This is a genomic window from Sulfitobacter sp., from assembly GCF_041552635.1.
Lineage (GTDB): Bacteria > Pseudomonadota > Alphaproteobacteria > Rhodobacterales > Rhodobacteraceae > Sulfitobacter.
On sequence record NZ_JBFEKM010000081.1, the window covers coordinates 1 to 18,209 of the forward strand.

The following is an 18,209-nucleotide window of genomic DNA, read 5'->3' on the forward strand; positions in this document are numbered from 1 at the left end:
CAGCAGCGGCGGCGTTGGTCTTTAAGACAGATGTTTTGTGGGCACAGCTTGATGCCCTGCACGCGGCCTATGTGGTGCCTGCGCGTATCCCGCCGGGCGGGTGGCAGCCCGGCACGCATCTGATTGCGGCTGGCACATGACTCAGATCGCTGATGACGCCATTCCGGTGATCCCGCGCGGCGTGCGCCTTCACAAGGACACGGTGCGCGATCTTTGGGTGTTGCTGGCCCCTGAACGAACGATCAATCTTGATCCCATCGGGCTTGCGATCCTCAATGAAATCGACGGGCAACGCAGCTTTGGTGAGGTCGTCGCGCGCTTGGCTGCCGCCTATGCCGCCCCCGTGGATCAAATCACCGGCGACGTGGCCGAATTTTTGACCGGCCTAAGCGACCGCCGGATATTGGAGCTGACCTGATGGCACCGACTGCATCTGTTCCCGCGCCGATCGCGATGCTGGCTGAGCTGACCTATCGCTGCCCGTTGTCGTGCCCCTATTGTTCGAACCCGGTCGAGATGGCCAAGAAAGAAAGCGAACTGGACACAGATATCTGGCTGGATGTCTTTGATCAGGCCGCAAAACTTGGTGTGTTGCAACTGCATTTGTCTGGCGGCGAACCCGCGTCGCGGCGCGATCTTGTGGCTTTGGTCGCAGGCGCGCGCAAGGCGGGGCTTTATACGAATCTGATCACCTCGGCGATTGGGCTGACCCAACGGCGGCTGGCCGAGCTTGAAGAGGCAGGGCTGGATCACGTGCAACTGTCCTTGCAAGGGACAGATGCCGAAATGGCGGACCGGATCGGCGGCTACAAGGGTGGCTTCGCGCGCAAGATGCAGGCGGCTGAGTGGATCGTTGAGGCGGGATTTCCGCTGACGCTGAATGCTGTGGTGCACCGCCAGAACCTGCATCAGTTGCCCGAAGCGATTGAAATGGCTGTCGCGATGAAAGCGCGGCGCATGGAAGTCGCCATCGTGCAGTTTCACGGCTGGGCTATGTTGAACCGCGAGGCGATGATGCCGACGCGTGAACAGGCCGCCGAAGCCAGCCGCATCGTCGCCGAGGCCCGAGAGCGCCTAAAGGGCACGATGGTGATTGATTACGTGCCCGCCGACTATCACAGCGATTACCCCAAGCGATGCATGGGCGGGTGGGGAACGACGGGTCTGAATGTGACGCCCGACGGGTTGGTCTTGCCATGTCATGCCGCGCAAACGATCCCGACGCTGACCTTTGACAATGTGCGTGACAAACGCCTTGCCGATATCTGGTACAACGGTGCTGCGTTTAACGCCTATCGCGGCGAGGATTGGATGCTAGAGCCCTGTCGGTCATGCGATCGGCGCAAGCTGGATTTCGGCGGTTGCCGCTGCCAGGCGATGGCGATTGCGGGCGATCCGGCGGCGACCGATCCGGTGTGTATCAAGTCACCGCTGCACGACAAAATGACGGCGCTTGCAGATGCGTTTTCGCATGAAGACACGGCAGAACTGGTGTACCGCACAAGCCCCTGAATATGGGGAAAGTCAGTCAGGCTTGGGTGCCGAGCATGTCCAGCAGCAGACGTTTCAAGCGGTCTTTTTCCACTGGTTTTGGCAGCAGTTGAACACCCATGGTTTTGCAGGCGTCCCGCAGCACTTTGGTGCGTTCGGCTGAAATGACCACGGCGGGGACGGGGCCATAGTGGGCATTGACCCCTTGTAGAAATTCGATGCCATTCAGGCCCGCGCCAAGCTGGTAATCAATCAGCATGGCGTCCGGAATCAGCTGGATTTCGCTAAGGATTGCAAGGGCTTCCTCGGCGTTGTGGGCGTGGATGATGGTGCCGCCAAAGCTTTCGATCATGATGGTGATGGCATGGGCCAGTTGCGGATTATCCTCGACCAGCAGCAACAGTTGATCTTCAAGCGTGCCATGCCGCGGGGTTGGCCGCCCACGGGCGGGGCTGCGGGTTTCGGTGTCGCCTGTGTGGATCGGCACGTTCAGCGCAAAGCAACTGCCGACCCCCGGTTCTGACCAAAGGCTTAGCGGGTGGTCCAGCCCCTTGCAGGCCCGTTCCACGATCGACAGGCCAAGCCCCAAGCCGGTATCGGAATTGTCGGGCGACAGGCGCTCAAATTCCTTGAAGATGGTTTGCTGGTCTGCATGGGCGATGCCACGCCCTGTATCCCAAACCTCGATCCGGGCGGCGGTGCCGGTGCGGCGGACGCCGACCAGCACGCGGCCGCTGTCGGTATAGCGCAGGGCGTTGGTGAGAAGGTTTTGTACGATCCGCCGCAGATAGCCTGGATCGCTTTCCACGGTCAGACCGCATTCCATGATGGTCAGGTCAATGCCTTTTTGCTGGGCCAGCGGCATCAGTTCATTGCGCAGTGGCACAAAGATGCCGGACAGCCGCAAGGGGCGCACATCGAACACGGCTTTGCCGGAATCCAGCTTCGATATGTCCAGCAGGGCGGCGATGAATTGTTCCACACTGCTTAGCGCCATTTCCGCCTTGTCGAGGATATTTTGCGTATCCTCTGGGTCGGTCTGATCCGACAGGGACGACACAAAGAGTTTCGCGGCGGAAAGGGGTTGCAGCAAATCATGGCTGGCTGCCGCGACAAACCGGGTCTTTGAGGCATTGGCGCGTTCGGCCTCAGAAAGGGCCAGCCCCAGCTCGCGGGTTCTGTCCTCGACGCGCTGTTCAAGCAGTTCGTTCATCTCGTACAACGTCCGCGCGGCGGCCCGTTCGGAGGTGACGTCGGTAAAGCTGATCACCAGCCCACGGTCGGGCATTTCCTGTGCAAAAACGCTGTAGGTTTGTCGCGTGTCGCGGGTGATCTCGAATAGGATAGGTTTGCGCCCACATTTAGAATTCGCCCATTCGCGCAGATCTTCTACGCCAAAGTTGGGGCCAAAGGTCAGTTCGTCTTTCAGGCGTTCCAGCAGCACGGAAAATTCCATCCCCAGAACGGCTGCGTTCGGGGTCGCCTTGAACAAACCGTTCATGCGGGAATTCCACCCCACCAAGGTCTGCGAGTTGTCAAAGATGCAGACACCCTGGTTCAGGTGGTCAAGGGTGGCTTGCAAAATCTCGGCCTGTTTGTCGCGGATCTTGTCGCGTTCCTGGCGTTCGCGGCGGATGATCGTGGTCACATCCGTTTGCAGGATCACTGTGCCCCCGCGCGAGGTGCGGTGTTCGCTGACCTGCAACCAGCGGTCCCATTTCAGTTTGACGTTGAACACCACGTGATCGTCGCGGTGGCGGGCCATCCGCTGTGCTGCCCATTCGGCGGCGGTTTGACCCTCGGGCAGACCAAGCATCTTACTTTCCGAGATCAGTTTCACATAGTCATCAAACTGAAGCCCCTGCACCAGTTGCCCTTCGATGTCGATCAGATCGCGGCAAAATCGGCTATTGGACAGCACCAGCCCGTCCTTGTCTTCGAACAGGGCAAACCCTTCGTTGATGGTCTCAATGGCTTCGGTCAGGTTGGACCTGGCCTTTTCGGTTTCGTCATTCGCGATCTCAAGGCGGGTGTTGGATTCCTGCAAAAGATCCAGCGCGCGCTCCAGATCAAGGGTGCGTTCGCGGACCTCTGTTTCCAGCAGGGCGGCGCGTTCGAACTGCTGATAGGCAAAGCCGGACTGTTCATTCTTCTGCTCGACCCGGCGCATCAGCGACTGCGCAATCTGCAATAGTTTTTCGTTCTGACGTTCGATTGAATCGGCGGGGTTGATCAGGGACATGTCGGGCCTAGTCTTCTTCTTCATAGATGGCGACGCCGGTCATTGTGTGGTTCACATGCAGGGCACCGATCTGTTCGCCATAGGTCGAAAAGCCGGTGACATGATAGGACGACATCACGTCAGACAGTTCGCGGCTGATCTGCCGTTGTTCCGCTTCGATCCGGCGCAAGATGCAGTCGCAGCCCAGAATAACCGAGGGCTTTTGATGGGCGGAAAGGCCAAGCATCTTGCTGCGCAGATGGTCGACCATGTCCTGCGGGGCGGCGACTGTCAAAACCATGCCCTCGTCTATGGCAGAGAAAAACACCAGTTCCCCTGCGCTGTTGACCTGTTGGATGGCGCGCACATGATGTGCCCCGCCAATGCGCACGACGACAGGATGCGAGGCAAAGGTAAGCCTGTCCAGCTGTTCGGGGTCTTTGCCGACGATGCGGGCATATTCCCGCGCAGCAGGTTCGGCATTGATCGTTTTGACGATGCGGCGGCCCGGATCGGCACCGGTTACCACCATTTGACGGTCTGAGGGGACAAGGTGGTCAAGGCTGAACACTTTTGTACGGTAGCGGCTGCGCACAAGGGTCAGCACCGCCGCATTTTGCGCAACTGTGCCATTCAACGCGACAGAGGTGTCTTCGAAATCGGTACCATCGCCGGCCGACCCGCCAAACATCGGCATATCGCGCAGCGCAGGCGATATCGTCGCGCTAAGCCCGTCTTCGGCGCGCGACAACCCGTCCACCAGAAGGAATGCAAACCCTGAAATCATTTCGGGATGGTGTTCTTGCAATTTGACGCGTTCCAGCGTGACACGGTCAATCAGGGGCAGCGGGGCAAGATCATCGATATTTTCGATTAACAATGACGTCGATGCAAAGCCCGAGGATGGAAAGCCAAGCGCGATAATCTGTCCTTCTTCATAACCGTCGTCCCCGATTTCGCCTGCGGTCGTGCAGGCGGCAATGTCGGTGTCCGGGAACAATGTGCCAGCCTCAGCGATGATACGTGCAAAATCGGCTTTGGGCGACACGAACAGCGACAAAAAGCCAAGTGGTTCATCGCCGAAGATTTGTTTGATTTGGCCGATAGGTGACGGGGTGTCCCATGACACCTGACCCGTCAGCACAACAGGCGGCACAAGGGGTGCAGCCGTGACAGCCGGTTGCCCCGCGTCAACAGTCTTGTTCATTTTAGATATTCTCCCCGAGGGGAAGGATACGCTGGTCATTCTGCGGATGGCAAGACGCTTTCAAAGCGGGCATATTGCGCGACAAGCACGGCTTGGGTTCTGCTTTGCACGCCAAGTTTGCGCATGATCGCGGTGACATGGGCCTTGACCGTGGTTTCGGCGATGGTGAGGTCAAAGGCGATCTGCTTGTTCAGCTTGCCTTCGCAGATCAGCTCAAGAATGCGGGCTTGTTGGTTGGTCAGCGAAGACAGCCTGCTGACGGTTTCGTCGCGCTGGCTCGAGGTGCTGCTTTCCACATAACCGGCGGGTTCATAGATTTCGCCGCGCTCGATGCAGTCAATTGCCTCTTTGAACACGGCGCGGGGGCTGTGTTTGGGCACAAACCCTGCCGCACCTGCCACGATGGCACCACTGATGATGGCGTTATCCGTCATGGATGATACGATGATGACAGGTGTTTTTTCGGTCTGCCGTTTCAGCCGGATCAGCCCGTCCAGCCCGTTTACATCGGGCAGGTTCAGGTCAAGAATAACCAGCGACGGCTGTTCGGCCCCTTGCAGCAGGGTCAGTGCCTTTTCAAGGCAATCGGCGGTTTTGACAGCCGTAAATTCAGCAACCGATTTCAAGGTCAACTCAAGTGCATCGCAAAATAGCGGATGGTCATCAACGACCAAGGCCCAACCGTAAGACGTGCGACCCGCAGCTTGATCGGGTGATGCTGATTTATGTGCCATCATGCTTTAAGATTAGGCTGAACATGATCCGCAAGTCACCAGTCCTAAAGTACTAGAGGCAACAAAAAACGCGCCCCCCGGCAAAGGGGACGCGTCATCAGTCCTTGGGAAGGCTGTTAGTTAGATGCCAATTGCTTGGGCAGACGGAATGTCCACAGCAAACCACCTTGGTTCAGGTAGTTAACCTTTTTGGCAACCTCACCGCCCCACAGTGGAACAGCGCCGCCCCAACCCGAGATCACGGTGATGTATTGTTCGCCGTCCTGTTCCCATGTGATGGGCTGGCCGATCACACCGGAACCGGTCTGGAAGGACCACAATTCTTCACCAGTCTCGTCGTCAAATGCGATAAATTCGCCCTCTGGGGTGCCGGTAAAGACAAGGCCGCCCGCCGTGGTCATAACGCCGCCCCAAAGTGGTGCGTTGTTCTTGAATTCCCACTTTACGTCGCCTGTATCGGGGTCAATCGCCTTGAGGCTGCCGATGTGGTCTTCGTAGTTCGGCTTGATCGTAAAGCCGGACCCAAGATAGGCAGCGCCCTTTTTGTAGGAAATCGGCTCGTTCCAGATGTCCATGCCCCATTCGTTGGACGGAACATAGAACAGACCGGTCTTGGGGCTGTGCGCCATCGGCATCCAGTTCTTACCACCAAGGAAGCCGGGTGACGAAAAGACAACGTCGCCTTTCTTGCCATCGGCTGCGTCTGCCGGGTTACCGGGGCGGTTGTCTTCGTTAAAGATCGGTCGGCCATTTTCATCAATGCCGCTGGCCCATGTGATGTCCTTGACGAAAGGCACAGCCGAAACGAATTTACCGTCTTCGCGGTTCAGAACATAGAAGAAACCGTTGCGGTCGGCAGTTGCGAAACGCTTGTTGCCGGAGCGGTCGGTATAGGCGACGACTTCGTTCACGCCGTCATAATCCCAGCCTTCGCGCGGCGTGGTCTGGTAGTGCCATTTGATCTCGCCTGTGGCGGGGTCAATGCCGAGGCGGGACGCAGCATAAAGGTTGTCGCCGACGTTGCCCTCGGTCGGGGCACCTGCGTTGCGCAGATGGCTGTTCCATGGGGCAGGGTTACCCGTGCCGAACACCAGCGTGTCAGTATCCGCATCATAGGACCCGCCCAACCATGTGGCACCGCCACCGGTTTTCCACATGTCGCCCGGCCATGTCGCGTTCAGCTCTCCGGTCATGGTGCTTTCTGCGCCGTTCAGCGTGCCGATGTGACCTTCGATTACCGGACGGGTCCAGACGATGTCGCCAGTATCGGCGTCGCGTGCTTGTACTTCGCCCACGACCCCGAATTCACCGCCCGAGTTGCCGGTGATGATCAGGCCGTTCACGATCAGCGGGGCGGCTGTATAGGAATAGCCTGCCTTGTAATCAGCAATCTTTTTGTTCCACACCACGTCGCCGGTCTTTTGGTTCAGCGCCACGATGCGGGCATCAAGTGTTCCGAAATAAACGTTGTCGCCATAGATTGCGGCACCGCGGTTTACCACGTCACAGCAAGGCAGAATGCCTTCGGGCAGACGGGCATCATATTGCCACAACTCTTTGCCGGTCATGACATCAATCGCATACATCCGGCTATAGGACCCGGTGATATACATCACGCCATCATGCACGATGGGCTGGGTTTCCTGACCGCGCTGCTTTTCCCCACCAAGGCTAAAGGCCCACGCGGGTTGCAGGTTTTTGACGTTTTCCTTGTTCAGCAGTTCCAGCGGCGAATGGCGTTGCAGATGACGGCCCATGCCGTTTGTCAGAACGTCGCCAGTCGATGCGCTATCGTTGGCCAACATGTCTTCGGTCACACCGGCGGCATTTGCCCCCGACAGTCCGACAGTCGCCATGATGCCGATGGTGGCGGCAATGATAAACCTGTTCATAGTGTTAATCTCCTCCCTAGTGCCCTGTTGCGGGCGTATCCCAAAAGGCCGCGCACTTCGAACGGGCGCACTGGTCCTTGGAGGTAGTATTCTTGCAAAGTGTGATTGGGGGTATTGAACAATGGTCGTAAGTCGCGGGCAAAGTTTTGCAAGTGGTCTGCCACTTTGGTCGCAAGGCAAGCGGGGATGCTGGCGGCGCATGGTCTTTTGTTACATCGCGGCGTGGCTGTTTGGGGCTAGCCCTTTTTGCCGGTCCCGTTGCGTGACGGGGTATAGCCCCAGATCGCCAGAACGGTGAAAACAACCGTGGCCAGCACCGTCCAGATCAGCGCGGTTCCGTTGAAGTTCAGGTAAAGCGCAAAGCGGATCAGTTCGACCGCGTGGGTAAAGGGATTGAGCGCGCAAATAGTGTACAACAGTTCGGAACTTTCGGCCATTTTCCATAAGGGATACAGCGCTGAAGAGAGGAAAAACATCGGGAAGATGACGAAATTCATCACACCGGCAAAGTTCTCCAACTGCTTGATAAAGCTGGACAGAACCAGCCCCAAGGCACCCAACATAATGCCCGCCACGACCAAGGCAGGCAGTACAGCGACATAGCCCGCAGGCGGCATGGTGACCCCGAATGCGGCGGCAATGGCAAGAAACGCATAGACCTGCAAAATCGAAATCGCAGTGGACCCGACAAGCTTGGAAAACAGCAACCACCATCGCGGCAGCGGGCTGGTCAGTAGCAATTTCATCGACCCCATTTCGCGGTCGTAAACAAGGCTAAGCGATGACTGCATCCCGTTGAACAGCATGATCATGCCGCATAGGCCGGGTACGATATAAGTCTCGTAGGTGATGTAGGTTTGATAGGGCGGGATGATGCTAAGGCCCAGTGCGGCGCGAAATCCAGCGGCAAAGACCAGCAGCCAGACAAGCGGGCGCACAAGGGCGGCAATAAACCGTTCGCGCTGATGAATGAACCGCAGCGCCTCGCGGGTGACGATAGCAAAAAGCGAGGTGAAGTAGGGGTTCATGCGGGGGTTGCCGTCATGGTCAGAAATGTCTCGGGCAGGGGTACGCCGTTGCAGATGTCGGCGCAGCGGCCCGTGGCCAGAACCTGTGCGCGGTGCAAGATCACAAGATGATCGTCGGGGTATACTTCGTCTGTCAGATGGGTCGCCCAAAGGACGGTCGTTCCGTCATCGCAAAGCTGGTGCACATGTCGCGTAATCGCCGCGCGCGCGGCAGCGTCCAGCCCTACGGTTGGTTCGTCCAGTAACAACACCGACGGATCATGTATCAAAGCGCGGGCGATTTCGGTGCGCCTGCGGTGGCCGCCATTCAGGGCACGGGCCTTTTCACCAGCACGGTCCAGCATCGACAGCTTGTCAAGGGCTGCATCAATCCGGCGGGTGGCGTCACGGCCAGAAAGACCATGCAGTGCTGCGAAATATTTCAGGTTCTGACGCACGCTTAGGTCCAGATCCAAGGTGGTCTGTTGAAAGACAATGCCAAGCTGTGCCAAAGCCAGCCGCGGGTGGCGGTGCAGATCATGCCCTGCGATTGTGATGCGACCGTCGGACGTGGCCAGCAACCGCGTCAGCAAGCCGAACAGCGTGGATTTGCCCGCCCCGTTCGGCCCCAGCAAGGCACAGAACTGGCCCGCAGGCACGTCAAAGCTCACGTCTCTCAGCGCCTGTTTGGTCCCGTAGGAGTAGCTAAGGTTCGAGACGTTCAAACCCTTCATTCGATGGTTATCTCGATCCGTTGGGTTTCGCCTGTCGTGCCGGGTATTTTCATATGATACCGCCCCGGTTTGATCGCCAGAAACCCGATCTCCATCTCGCCTGCTTCGTCGAATTCAACGCTATCAAGGCCAAGCGGGCGAATTTCCAGGCCTTCGATAACGATCTCGTCGATCCAAATCGCGCGGAAAAAGTCAGGGCCGACAAGAGCCAGTTCCTGCGATCCGTCGCCGATGATTTCGAACTCGTAATAGGTGCCTGATTTCAGGGTCCAAGGCCCTTGGGAAATCGGTTCCCCCGCGGATAGGGTGATGGGCGGCAGGTCTTGCTTGTTCTTGCCCGACAGAACGCCAGCTGCGCCAAAACCTTGTGCAAAGGCGGGCGCGCAAAGCGATAGCGTGGCCAATAGGGCGGATGTTTTCAGAAGGGATGTAACAAGAGACATGAGGCACCTTTTCTACAGACTAGGGACGGAACGCTGCCCCCCAAGGGAAGCGGCCGACCTTGATGGATTTGATCGCCTTTCGCGCGGCGACGTCAACAACGGTGACATCACCCGAAACGCCATTGGTGGTGAAAAGGCGGGACTTGTCGGCGTTGAACGCCATATGCCACACGCGGCGGCCCACCAGAATATAGTCTTCGACCGCATAGGTTTGCGCATTGACTACGGCGATGTGATTGGACGGACCTAACGCCACATAGGCAAATGCGTCGTCTGGCCCGAATTCAAACCCCACGGGCTGCACACGGTCGGCATGGACGCCCGGCACCTCAAAGCTCATCTTGGCAAGTTCGGTCTGCGAAGCGGTATCAAAGACTGTCAGCGTGCCGCCAATTTCGGAGCTGACCCACATTTCGCTGCCGTCCTTGGCAAATTCCGCGTGACGCGGGCGGCTGTCGACCAGCGTATTGGCGAACAATTCTTGCGTTTCTGTGTCAATCCAATGCGCCATATTGGTCGTCTCGGAGGTGGTAATCGCAATCTTGCCATCGGGCGACACGGCCATGCCTTCAGGTTCGACGCCGACGTCAATCTGGGCGACGACCTTGTGGGTTTTGGTATTTACCACGGTGGTGATCGCGTCATCTTCGTTGGCGATATAAAGATGGGTATCATCGGGGTGCAGGACGAATTGTTCAGGGTCTTCGCCCGACGGCAGATCGTGCAAGATTTCGCCGGTGTTCGGGTCCATCACCTGCACCGCATCACTGTCCGAGGCGCAGATATAGACCAGACTGAAATCCTTGGAAAAGGTAATGCCGCGCGGGCGTTCGCCGGTGGGATAGGTCTGGATCACCTCAAGCGTTTCGGTGTCGATCACGGAAACCGTGTCGTCCTTTTCATTGGTGACCCATATTTCGCCAGCAGACGCAGTTGATGCGGCGATCATCAGAACGCCTGTGGCGATGGATGACTTCAGAAAGGATCTCATTGAAAGGCCTCACATTTGCTTTCGGGGCGGTCCAGTCCAAGACTGTCTAGCTCGTTTGTCTGGTGCAGGAACCCTTCCAGCGGGGCTTGGGCCACCAAGGCGCGGGGGTGTGCGATCGCGATGGGCTGGCGCAACTGACCATTCCAAGCGCGATAGGTCAGGGCGCGACCCTTGAAGCCTGCCAGTTCAAATGCATCCGACAGGATATAGTCGCGCAGGGTCTGCGGATCGGTTGCGTTTGTGCGTGTCACGGCTTCTCCCAATGTGCGGATGGCGGCCCATGCCGCGTAATCAAGGCTGGTCATGTCGCGGCTATGTTGATCGCTAAAGCGGCTTTGCAATTGCGCCGCCCCCCATTGTTCGATGACAGGCGCCCATGTTTGCGCAGACAACCCCTCGGACCCGACAACGGGGCGGGCCTGCCAGGTGTTGTACAGCACATAGCGCCCGAAATCATGCAGTTCATCCGCAAGGATCAACGCGTCATAATCGCCGAAATCCTGGGTAAACAGCGGAATTTCCTGCGATGCCGTGCGCCGCATATCCGCATCCGCATCCCATGTTTTTTCCGCCGACAGCTGCAGGCCGAATTTCGTCAGCGACCGGCGGATGGCATCTGCATAGGCGATATCGGCGGGAAAGGTGCCCGCAATCATCACAAGATCTGTCCAGCGCTTTTGCACCAACACCTGCGCCAACGCATCGGTGCGCATCGCGTCGGACGGCAGGCTGTGAAACAGGTTGGCGCGGCAATCGCTGTCGCGCAGGGAAACATCGCCCGCCGATGCATTGAACAGCAGCGCGCCCTGCGCTTGGGGCAGGTCCGCGATGGCCAGCAACACAGGCGCGGGGGCATCCAGAATAAGATACGGCGTTTTGGCCAGCATCTGTGCGGCAGCGGCCAGCGGGTCATCGCCTTGGGGCACGGATGCGGTGGTCAGTGTATAGGTCTGGCCCAGAAACTTGCCCGTGGTCAGATTATCCTTAAGCCCGGTTTGCGCACCGGCCACCCCGTTGTTTTCCGGGATCGCATCAAGATTGGACAAAACAGGCGGGCGGGGCACATCAACCCGCAGATATCCGACATCAAGCGTGGTCTCAGCAAACGCCGGGAGGGCCATCAGGCTCAATAGCCAAACACAGATAATTCGACGCATTACTTTCCCCCTCGGGGCTACGCTAGCAAGTGGTTTGTAATGCGTCGAATAGAACTTTGGTCGGGGGGTGCCCGTGACCGCAACCAAAGTCCAATACCCCCGGATCGCCTAAACAGCCTACAAATGTCCAAACTGTAGCGTCTAGGGAGAGAGACCATGGGTAATAATTCAATCAAGGCCATGTTGGCTGGCGGCATCATTATCGCAACAAGTACCATTCTGATGGCGCATGGCGATGTCAGCCCGCAGCCTGTCGATACCGCGGGGCTGCCCGAGACCGGCGAAGAATGGCTGACGGAAAACCCCTACCGCGCCGAAGCCGCAGGGCAGGAGGTTTGGCTGAAGGCCGTTGAAATCGGTGCGTCCGGATACAATCAGAACTGCGCGCGCTGTCATGGGCTTGAGGTGGTTTCCGGCGGCCTTGCCCCCGATCTGCGCTTTCTCGAGGCCGAGGAATACGGCGATGAATGGTTCATCGAGCGGTTCCGCACCGGCTATACCCAAGGCGGGGTCACAAAGATGCCCGCCTTTGGCGAACTGCTGGGCCAGGACGCGGCATGGGCCATCCGCACCTATGTTGAAACACGCCCCGACACCGATGCGATGGACGAGGTTTCGGATGAATTGAAAGCCATTCGTGATCAGCTGGCGGTGTATGGTGACGATGCAAGCGGCGCGGATGCCGATGCGATCAAGGCGCGGTTGAGCGAGATTGCCCAAGGCATCGAAACCCTGTCCGGCGCACCGGTTGCAGATTCTGTAGCCTTCCGGGCCGCCAACCTGATTGACGGGACACCCCAAGCGTATAAATCTGCCTCCGAGACGCTGACAATCGGTTTGTCGGCGACCCATTAGGATCGGAACACTGCGCTTGTTACGTACCAGTCTTGCCCTGACGTTGGGCCTGCTTCTTGCGACGCAGGCCCAAGCCGCTGACCCCTGCGCGGATCATATCCCGCAGCCAAAGCCGCAAAATACGGGCCGCGATTTTGTGGGTCAGGATATGGATGCGATCCAGGATCAGGGCCACATGACATTCGCGGTCTACGAAGATTATCCGCCCTATAGCTGGGAAGACGCAGGCAAGCCGCGTGGCGTGGATATCGACATCGCGCGCATCATTGCCGAAGATCTGGGCGTTGAGGCACGGTTCAGCTTTGTCGCCGCGGGCGAGAACCTTGAGGCGGATCTGCGCAACAACATCTGGAAGGGCGCGGTAATTGGCGGGCGCGTGGCCAATGTCATGATGCGCATTCCCTATGATAGTGCGTTCAAGTGCCGGGTCGAACAGGTGGTTTTCACCGGTCAATACAGCACAGAATCCATCGCGATTGCCTATGACAAGGCCAGCTATCCCGACGAAAAACCGGTGCCTGCCTATTTCCGTTTTGATGCGGTGGCGGTGGAAAACGATTCCATTGCGGATTTCTATTTGTCGTCTTTTGCGGGCGGGCAATTGGCCGGCGCGATGCAGCGTTATCCCGATATGGGCGATGCGATGGCGGCCTTGAACGCTGGCGAAACCAAGGCGGCAATGGGCCCATTGGGGCAGCTTGAATATGGGCTGGAGGCTGGCACGGCTGTGCATCAGCCCCCGCTGGCAGGATTCGCAGTCAGCCAATGGACGTTGGGCGTCGCCGTCAGTTTCAGTTACCGGCCTTTGTCCTATGCGGTAGATGACGCGATCAATTATGCCCTTCAGGACGGCCGGATTGCGAAGATCTATGAAAGCTACGGGCTGACCTTCCAGCCGCCTGTGCGCTGACCCAAGACTTTGGTCTTACACATATAGTCCAATGGAACCCGCCGCCGTCCGTGCCTAGGCTCTCTTGAAACAGGGAGATTCCGCGCGATGAAGTTAAGCGATAGCCGTACAATAAATGCAGATGCAGCAACGGTCTGGGCGGGGCTGTTAAACCCCGATGTCCTCAAGGCGTGCGTGCCGGGCTGCACCGAGATGAGCGGTTCGGCCCAAGACGGGTTCGAGGCGACAGTCGTCCAGAAAGTCGGCCCCGTCAAAGCGACGTTCAAGGGGGCCGTTGCCCTTAGCGACATGAACGAACCCGAAAGCCTGACGATGACAGGCGAAGGCAAGGGGGGGGCTGCGGGCTTTGCCAAGGGCGGTGCCGATGTTCGTCTTGAACCACAAGGCGACCAAACCATCCTGCATTACGATGTCGAGGCAAAGGTCGGCGGCAAGCTGGCGCAGCTTGGCAGCCGCATTATTGATGGCTTTGCCAAAAAGATGGCCGATCAGTTCTTCGAGAATTTCTCGGACGCGGTTGGGGCACCTGTGGCCCAAGAAGGCACCTCGGACAGCGAAGACACATCACAGAAAAAGGGCTGGTTCAAAAAGCTGGTCAGCTAAGAACCGATGCCTACAAAAAACGATCCAAAGGGAGGATTAAAATGACAAAAGTGACGATGACCATCAATGGCAAGTCGGTCGAGGCCAACGTAGAGGGCAACACGCTGTTGTCCTCGTTTCTGCGCGAAGACCGGCGTCTGACGGGCACACATATTGGCTGTGACACTTCGCAATGCGGTGCCTGTCTGGTGCATGTGAACGGGCGTGCGGTCAAATCCTGCACCATGTTCGCAGCCGAAGCCGACGGTGCCGAGGTATCAACCATCGAAGGACAGGCCAACGCTGACGGCACAATGAACGTCATCCAGCAGGCATTTCAGGAACATCACGGGCTTCAGTGCGGGTTCTGCACCCCCGGCATGGTGATGACAACGGCAGCACTGCTCAAGGACAATCCCAAGCCGACAGAGACCGAAGTGCGCGCCTATCTTGAGGGCAATATCTGCCGCTGCACCGGCTATCACAACATCGTCAAAGCGATCATGGCCGCGTCTGGACAAGACGTCTCTGCCATCGCTGCCGAATAACAAAAATTAAGGGAGGAAAATCCATGCCCAAAGATGATGGAATTGGTGCCGCAACAGTGCGCCGCGAAGATGTACGGTTTTTGACAGGTGCCGGTCGGTATACGGACGACATCAAAACCTACGGTGAGGCGGCAGCGGTATTCGCGCGCTCGACCGTTGCGAATGGTGTGATCAAAAGCATTGATACGTCTGCTGCCGAAGGCATGCCCGGCGTGCTGGTGATTTTTACCGGTGAAGATTTCACCGAAGTCGGCGGCAACCCCGCTGGCTGGCTGATCAATTCGCGCGATGGCACGCCCATGCACGAACCAAAACGCCCCGTTCTGGCACATGGTAAGGTTCGCCATGTTGGCGACGCCTATGCCGCAGTGATCGCCGAAACCGTCGAGCAGGCCAAGAACGCCGTTGAGGCGATCGAGGCGGATATCGAAGAACTGCCCGCCGTGGTGAACATGAAAGATGCCCTGTCCGGCACCGATTATGTGCATGATGAGATCGGCACAAACCAGTGCTTCGACTGGGGCTGGATCGAAGACAACCGCGAGGCCACCGATGCCGCGATCAAGGGCGCGCATCACGTCACCACGTTGGAACTGGTCAACAACCGTCTGGTGCCCAACGCGATGGAACCGCGCTGTTCGATGGCGCAGTACAACCGTGCCAACGACGAATATATTCTGCACACCACGTCGCAAAACCCGCACCTGACGCGGCTGCTAATCTCTGCTTTTGTTTTGGGTATTCCTGAAAACAAGCTGACCGTGATTGCACCCGATGTGGGCGGTGGTTTCGGATCAAAAATCTATCACTACGGTGAAGAGGCATTGGTACTGGCCGCTGCGAAAAAGCTGAACCGCCCGGTTAAATGGACAGCCGACCGCTCTGAATCCTTCCTCACGGATGCGCATGGTCGTGACCACGTGACCAAGATTGAACTGGCAATGGATGCCGACGGTAATTTCCTCGCCTTCCGCACCGAAACCTATGCCAATGTCGGTGCCTATCTTTCGAATTTTGCAACGGCAACGCCAACGTTTTTGCACGGCACGTTGATGGCCGGTAACTATACCGTTCCGAACGTCTATGTGAACGTCAAAGCCGTGTTCACCAACACTGCGCCGGTTGATGCGTACCGCGGGGCAGGCCGCCCCGAGGCGACATATTCACTGGAGCGGGTCATCGACAAAGTCGCCCGCGAAATTGGAATGGACCCGATTGCCCTGCGCCGGCAGAACTTTATCAAGCCGGATCAGTATCCTTTCGCATCAGCGGCGGGTCTTGAATATGACAGCGGCAACTACGACGCGCTGATGGACCGGATGGAAGAAGTCGCCGATGTGGCAGGCTTTGCCGAGCGGCGCAAAGCATCCGAAGCCAAAGGTCTTTTGCGTGGTTTCGGCGTCAACGCCTATATCGAGGCTTGCGGCATCGCACCATCCAACCTTGTGGGCGTGTTGGGATCGCGCGTGGGTCTGTATGATGCGGCAACCGTGCGGGTGAACGCGACCGGCAACCTGTCGGTCATGGTCGGCGCGCACAGCCACGGCCAAGGCCACGAAACTGCGTTCCCCCAAGTCGTGGCGGAAATGCTGGGCATCGACGCATCATCCATCGACATCGTACATGGTGACACGTCGAAAATTCCGTTCGGGATGGGCACCTACGGGTCACGCTCCCTTGCGGTTTGTGGGTCGGCCGTGGTGCGGGCCACCGAAAAGGTCATCAACAAGGCGAAAAAGATCGCAGGCCACATGCTGGAAGCATCCGATAGCGATATCGAGCTGAAGGATGGCATGTTCTCGGTCGCGGGCACCGATAAATCCGTCAGCTTCGGAGAGGTCGCGCTTAAGGCTTATATCCCGCACAACTTCCCGCTTGAAGACATCGAACCGGGGCTTGAGGAAACCGCATTCTACGATCCGGCGAACTTTACCTATCCGTCCGGTGCCTATTGCTGCGAAGTGGAATTAGATCCCGAGACCGGCAAGGTGCGTGTGGATCGCATGACGGCGGTGGATGATTTCGGCAACGTGATCAACCCGATGATTGTCACGGGACAGGTGCATGGCGGCTTGGGTCAGGGCATCGGTCAGGCGTTGTTGGAAAACACGACCTATGATGAAAACGGTCAGCTGCTCAGCGCATCCTATATGGACTACGCGATGCCACGCGCCGAAGATCTGCCGTTCTATACCGTGGACCATTCGCAGGGTAACCCGTGCACACACAACCCGCTTGGCGTCAAAGGCTGCGGCGAGGCGGGTGCAATCGGATCGCCCCCGACCGTGGTGAACGCGGTGATCGACGCCATGCAATCGGGTGGCAAAAACGTAACCCATATCGACATGCCCGTCAGCCCGCACCGTGTGTGGTCGGCGATGCAGAACGCTTGAGAGGAGAGAGCACATGTACGCATTTGACATAGAGCGTCCCGCAACAATCGACGAAGCCGTTGCAGCCTTGGGTGGCGAAGCCCAAGCGCTGAGCGGCGGGCAAACCCTGATCCCGACGCTTAAGGCACGTCTGGCCAGCCCGTCGAAACTGGTGTCCCTGTCCGGTATTTCCGAGATGAAAGGCATCCGCAACGAGGGCGGCGCATTGTGGATTGGCGGGGCAACCTGCCATGGCGATGTGGCGGCTGATGGCAGCTACAAGGCGCTGTCCGAACTTGCGTCGCATATTGGTGATCCGGCGGTGCGCAACCGCGGCACCATCGGCGGGTCCATCGCGAACAACGATCCGGCGGCCTGCTATCCTGCGGCGGCGCTGGCATCGGGGGCGACGATCATCACCAACCGCCGTGAAATCGCGGCCGATGATTATTTCCTTGGCATGTTCGAAACGGCCCTGGACGAAGATGAGATCGTGACTGCGGTCAAGTTCCCGATCCCGGAAAAGGCGAATTATCAAAAGTTCGTCCAACCGGCATCGCGCTTTGCGCTTGTGGGTGTGTTCGTCGCGAAAACTGCCCAAGGGGTGCGGGTCGCAGTGACGGGTGCCTCGAACGAAGGCGTGCACCGTTGGACCGCCGCCGAGGAAGCCTTGTCCGCCAATTTCGCAGCGTCGGCGTTGGATGGTTTGACGGTTTCTGCGGACAACATGATTTCGGATTTGCACGGCTCTGCCGAATACCGTGCGCATCTGGTCAAGGTCATGACAGGACGCGCGGTAACCGCGGCTTCCTAAAGGGTGAAACCCCCACGAAGGCCCCGCCATCTGGTGGGGCCTTTCGTGTTTTCAGGGTCTAGTGTGTGGAGAGATCGCCGCTGAAGTCGATCAATGTCACCCGTGTAATGTCTGTGCGGGCCTTGATCTCGCTGATCTGGTCGCGGGGTGCCAGCACCAGTGCGGTGGACAGGCTGTCGGCCAATGTGGCGTTTGATGCCTCGACCGTGACGCTTGACCAGCGTGGCTGCGCATTGGCATGCAGGATATGC

17 protein-coding genes and 2 pseudogenes are annotated in these 18,209 nt (G+C 58.1%); 9 read left to right on the forward strand and 10 right to left on the reverse strand.

Features of this window, described 5'->3' with window-relative positions; all coding sequences use genetic code 11:
• From ABYT07_RS11150 to pqqE, 3 genes and pseudogenes are all read left to right on the forward strand, one after another.
• A pseudogene (locus tag ABYT07_RS11150) lies at positions 1-140 on the forward strand (pyrroloquinoline quinone biosynthesis protein C); the annotation flags it as partial.
• A complete protein-coding gene (gene pqqD, locus ABYT07_RS11155) occupies positions 137-418 on the forward strand; it encodes a pyrroloquinoline quinone biosynthesis peptide chaperone PqqD (protein ID WP_372991702.1) in 282 nt (93 codons plus the stop codon). The pseudogene ABYT07_RS11150 and the gene pqqD, both read left to right, overlap by 4 nt.
• The gene (gene pqqE / locus ABYT07_RS11160) at positions 418-1,512 is read left to right on the forward strand and encodes a pyrroloquinoline quinone biosynthesis protein PqqE (RefSeq protein WP_372991704.1); all 1,095 of its coding nucleotides are present in this window, start codon (positions 418-420) and stop codon (positions 1,510-1,512) included. The genes pqqD and pqqE overlap by 1 nt, the downstream gene beginning before the upstream one ends.
• 16 nt (positions 1,513-1,528) lie before the next feature.
• Here the strand turns inward: pqqE and ABYT07_RS11165 are convergent, their stop codons facing one another.
• The 9 genes from ABYT07_RS11165 to ABYT07_RS11205 all read right to left on the reverse strand — a co-directional run bounded on the left by ABYT07_RS11165 (position 1,529) and on the right by ABYT07_RS11205 (position 11,877).
• Positions 1,529-3,757, reverse strand: coding sequence for a PAS-domain containing protein (locus ABYT07_RS11165; protein ID WP_372991706.1), 2,229 nt, complete (start codon positions 3,755-3,757; stop codon positions 1,529-1,531).
• Positions 3,741-4,919, reverse strand: a complete 1,179-nt coding sequence (locus ABYT07_RS11170; protein ID WP_372991707.1) for an FIST N-terminal domain-containing protein — start codon at positions 4,917-4,919, stop codon at positions 3,741-3,743. Before ABYT07_RS11170 ends, ABYT07_RS11165 begins: the two co-directional genes overlap by 17 nt.
• A gap of 35 nt (positions 4,920-4,954) precedes the next feature.
• A complete protein-coding gene (locus ABYT07_RS11175; protein WP_372991708.1) occupies positions 4,955-5,653 on the reverse strand; it encodes a response regulator in 699 nt (232 codons plus the stop codon).
• 116 nt (positions 5,654-5,769) lie between these two features.
• The gene (locus ABYT07_RS11180; protein WP_372991709.1) at positions 5,770-7,545 is read right to left on the reverse strand and encodes a PQQ-dependent methanol/ethanol family dehydrogenase; all 1,776 of its coding nucleotides are present in this window, start codon (positions 7,543-7,545) and stop codon (positions 5,770-5,772) included.
• A 236-nt stretch (positions 7,546-7,781) separates the two neighbouring features.
• Entirely contained in the window at positions 7,782-8,573 is a 792-nt protein-coding gene (locus tag ABYT07_RS11185) for an ABC transporter permease (protein WP_372991711.1), read from the reverse strand.
• Positions 8,570-9,286 (reverse strand): ABC transporter ATP-binding protein, encoded by a 717-nt coding sequence (locus ABYT07_RS11190; RefSeq protein WP_372991712.1) that lies wholly within the window; start codon positions 9,284-9,286, stop codon positions 8,570-8,572. The genes ABYT07_RS11185 and ABYT07_RS11190 overlap by 4 nt, the downstream gene beginning before the upstream one ends.
• Entirely contained in the window at positions 9,283-9,729 is a 447-nt protein-coding gene (locus ABYT07_RS11195; protein ID WP_372991714.1) for a hypothetical protein, read from the reverse strand. Before ABYT07_RS11195 ends, ABYT07_RS11190 begins: the two co-directional genes overlap by 4 nt.
• Before the next feature lie 19 nt (positions 9,730-9,748).
• Positions 9,749-10,678 (reverse strand): YVTN family beta-propeller repeat protein, encoded by a 930-nt coding sequence (locus ABYT07_RS11200; RefSeq protein ID WP_372991728.1) that lies wholly within the window; start codon positions 10,676-10,678, stop codon positions 9,749-9,751.
• Positions 10,679-10,716: 38 nt separating this feature from the next.
• Positions 10,717-11,877 (reverse strand): ABC transporter substrate-binding protein, encoded by a 1,161-nt coding sequence (locus ABYT07_RS11205; RefSeq protein ID WP_372991715.1) that lies wholly within the window; start codon positions 11,875-11,877, stop codon positions 10,717-10,719.
• Positions 11,878-12,033: 156 nt separating this feature from the next.
• On the opposite strand from ABYT07_RS11205, the gene pedF reads away from it, so the two are divergent.
• From pedF to ABYT07_RS11235, 6 genes are all read left to right on the forward strand, one after another.
• The gene (gene pedF / locus ABYT07_RS11210; RefSeq protein WP_372991717.1) at positions 12,034-12,732 is read left to right on the forward strand and encodes a cytochrome c-550 PedF; all 699 of its coding nucleotides are present in this window, start codon (positions 12,034-12,036) and stop codon (positions 12,730-12,732) included.
• Positions 12,733-12,748: 16 nt separating this feature from the next.
• On the forward strand, positions 12,749-13,642 hold the full coding sequence (locus ABYT07_RS11215; RefSeq protein ID WP_372991719.1) for a substrate-binding periplasmic protein: 894 nt from the start codon (positions 12,749-12,751) through the stop codon (positions 13,640-13,642).
• 87 nt (positions 13,643-13,729) lie between these two features.
• Positions 13,730-14,245, forward strand: coding sequence for a CoxG family protein (locus ABYT07_RS11220; RefSeq protein WP_372991721.1), 516 nt, complete (start codon positions 13,730-13,732; stop codon positions 14,243-14,245).
• Positions 14,246-14,286: 41 nt separating this feature from the next.
• Entirely contained in the window at positions 14,287-14,772 is a 486-nt protein-coding gene (locus tag ABYT07_RS11225; protein WP_372991723.1) for a (2Fe-2S)-binding protein, read from the forward strand.
• 23 nt (positions 14,773-14,795) lie between these two features.
• Positions 14,796-17,165, forward strand: a complete 2,370-nt coding sequence (locus tag ABYT07_RS11230) for a xanthine dehydrogenase family protein molybdopterin-binding subunit (protein WP_372991724.1) — start codon at positions 14,796-14,798, stop codon at positions 17,163-17,165.
• A 13-nt stretch (positions 17,166-17,178) separates the two neighbouring features.
• The gene (locus ABYT07_RS11235) at positions 17,179-17,958 is read left to right on the forward strand and encodes a xanthine dehydrogenase family protein subunit M (protein ID WP_372991726.1); all 780 of its coding nucleotides are present in this window, start codon (positions 17,179-17,181) and stop codon (positions 17,956-17,958) included.
• A 58-nt stretch (positions 17,959-18,016) separates the two neighbouring features.
• On the opposite strand, the pseudogene ABYT07_RS11240 reads toward ABYT07_RS11235, so the two are convergent.
• Positions 18,017-18,209, reverse strand: a pseudogene (locus ABYT07_RS11240) (FAD:protein FMN transferase); the annotation flags it as partial.

Bases quoted from the DNA above. Each gene is read 5' to 3' on its own strand.
- ABYT07_RS11235 (WP_372991726.1), top strand. From the start codon at position 17,179: ATGTACGCATTTGACATAGAGCGTCCCGCAACAATCGACGAAGCCGTT.
- ABYT07_RS11175 (WP_372991708.1), bottom strand. From the start codon at position 5,653: ATGGCACATAAATCAGCATCACCCGATCAAGCTGCGGGTCGCACGTCT.
- ABYT07_RS11185 (WP_372991711.1), bottom strand. From the start codon at position 8,573: ATGAACCCCTACTTCACCTCGCTTTTTGCTATCGTCACCCGCGAGGCG.
- ABYT07_RS11170 (WP_372991707.1), bottom strand. From the start codon at position 4,919: ATGAACAAGACTGTTGACGCGGGGCAACCGGCTGTCACGGCTGCACCC.
- ABYT07_RS11220 (WP_372991721.1), top strand. From the start codon at position 13,730: ATGAAGTTAAGCGATAGCCGTACAATAAATGCAGATGCAGCAACGGTC.
- ABYT07_RS11230 (WP_372991724.1), top strand. From the start codon at position 14,796: ATGCCCAAAGATGATGGAATTGGTGCCGCAACAGTGCGCCGCGAAGAT.
- pedF (WP_372991717.1), top strand. From the start codon at position 12,034: ATGGGTAATAATTCAATCAAGGCCATGTTGGCTGGCGGCATCATTATC.
- ABYT07_RS11165 (WP_372991706.1), bottom strand. From the start codon at position 3,757: ATGAAGAAGAAGACTAGGCCCGACATGTCCCTGATCAACCCCGCCGAT.
- pqqD (WP_372991702.1), top strand. From the start codon at position 137: ATGACTCAGATCGCTGATGACGCCATTCCGGTGATCCCGCGCGGCGTG.
- ABYT07_RS11195 (WP_372991714.1), bottom strand. From the start codon at position 9,729: ATGTCTCTTGTTACATCCCTTCTGAAAACATCCGCCCTATTGGCCACG.
- ABYT07_RS11205 (WP_372991715.1), bottom strand. From the start codon at position 11,877: ATGCGTCGAATTATCTGTGTTTGGCTATTGAGCCTGATGGCCCTCCCG.
- ABYT07_RS11190 (WP_372991712.1), bottom strand. From the start codon at position 9,286: ATGAAGGGTTTGAACGTCTCGAACCTTAGCTACTCCTACGGGACCAAA.
- ABYT07_RS11200 (WP_372991728.1), bottom strand. From the start codon at position 10,678: ATGATCGCCGCATCAACTGCGTCTGCTGGCGAAATATGGGTCACCAAT.
- pqqE (WP_372991704.1), top strand. From the start codon at position 418: ATGGCACCGACTGCATCTGTTCCCGCGCCGATCGCGATGCTGGCTGAG.
- ABYT07_RS11180 (WP_372991709.1), bottom strand. From the start codon at position 7,545: ATGAACAGGTTTATCATTGCCGCCACCATCGGCATCATGGCGACTGTC.
- ABYT07_RS11225 (WP_372991723.1), top strand. From the start codon at position 14,287: ATGACAAAAGTGACGATGACCATCAATGGCAAGTCGGTCGAGGCCAAC.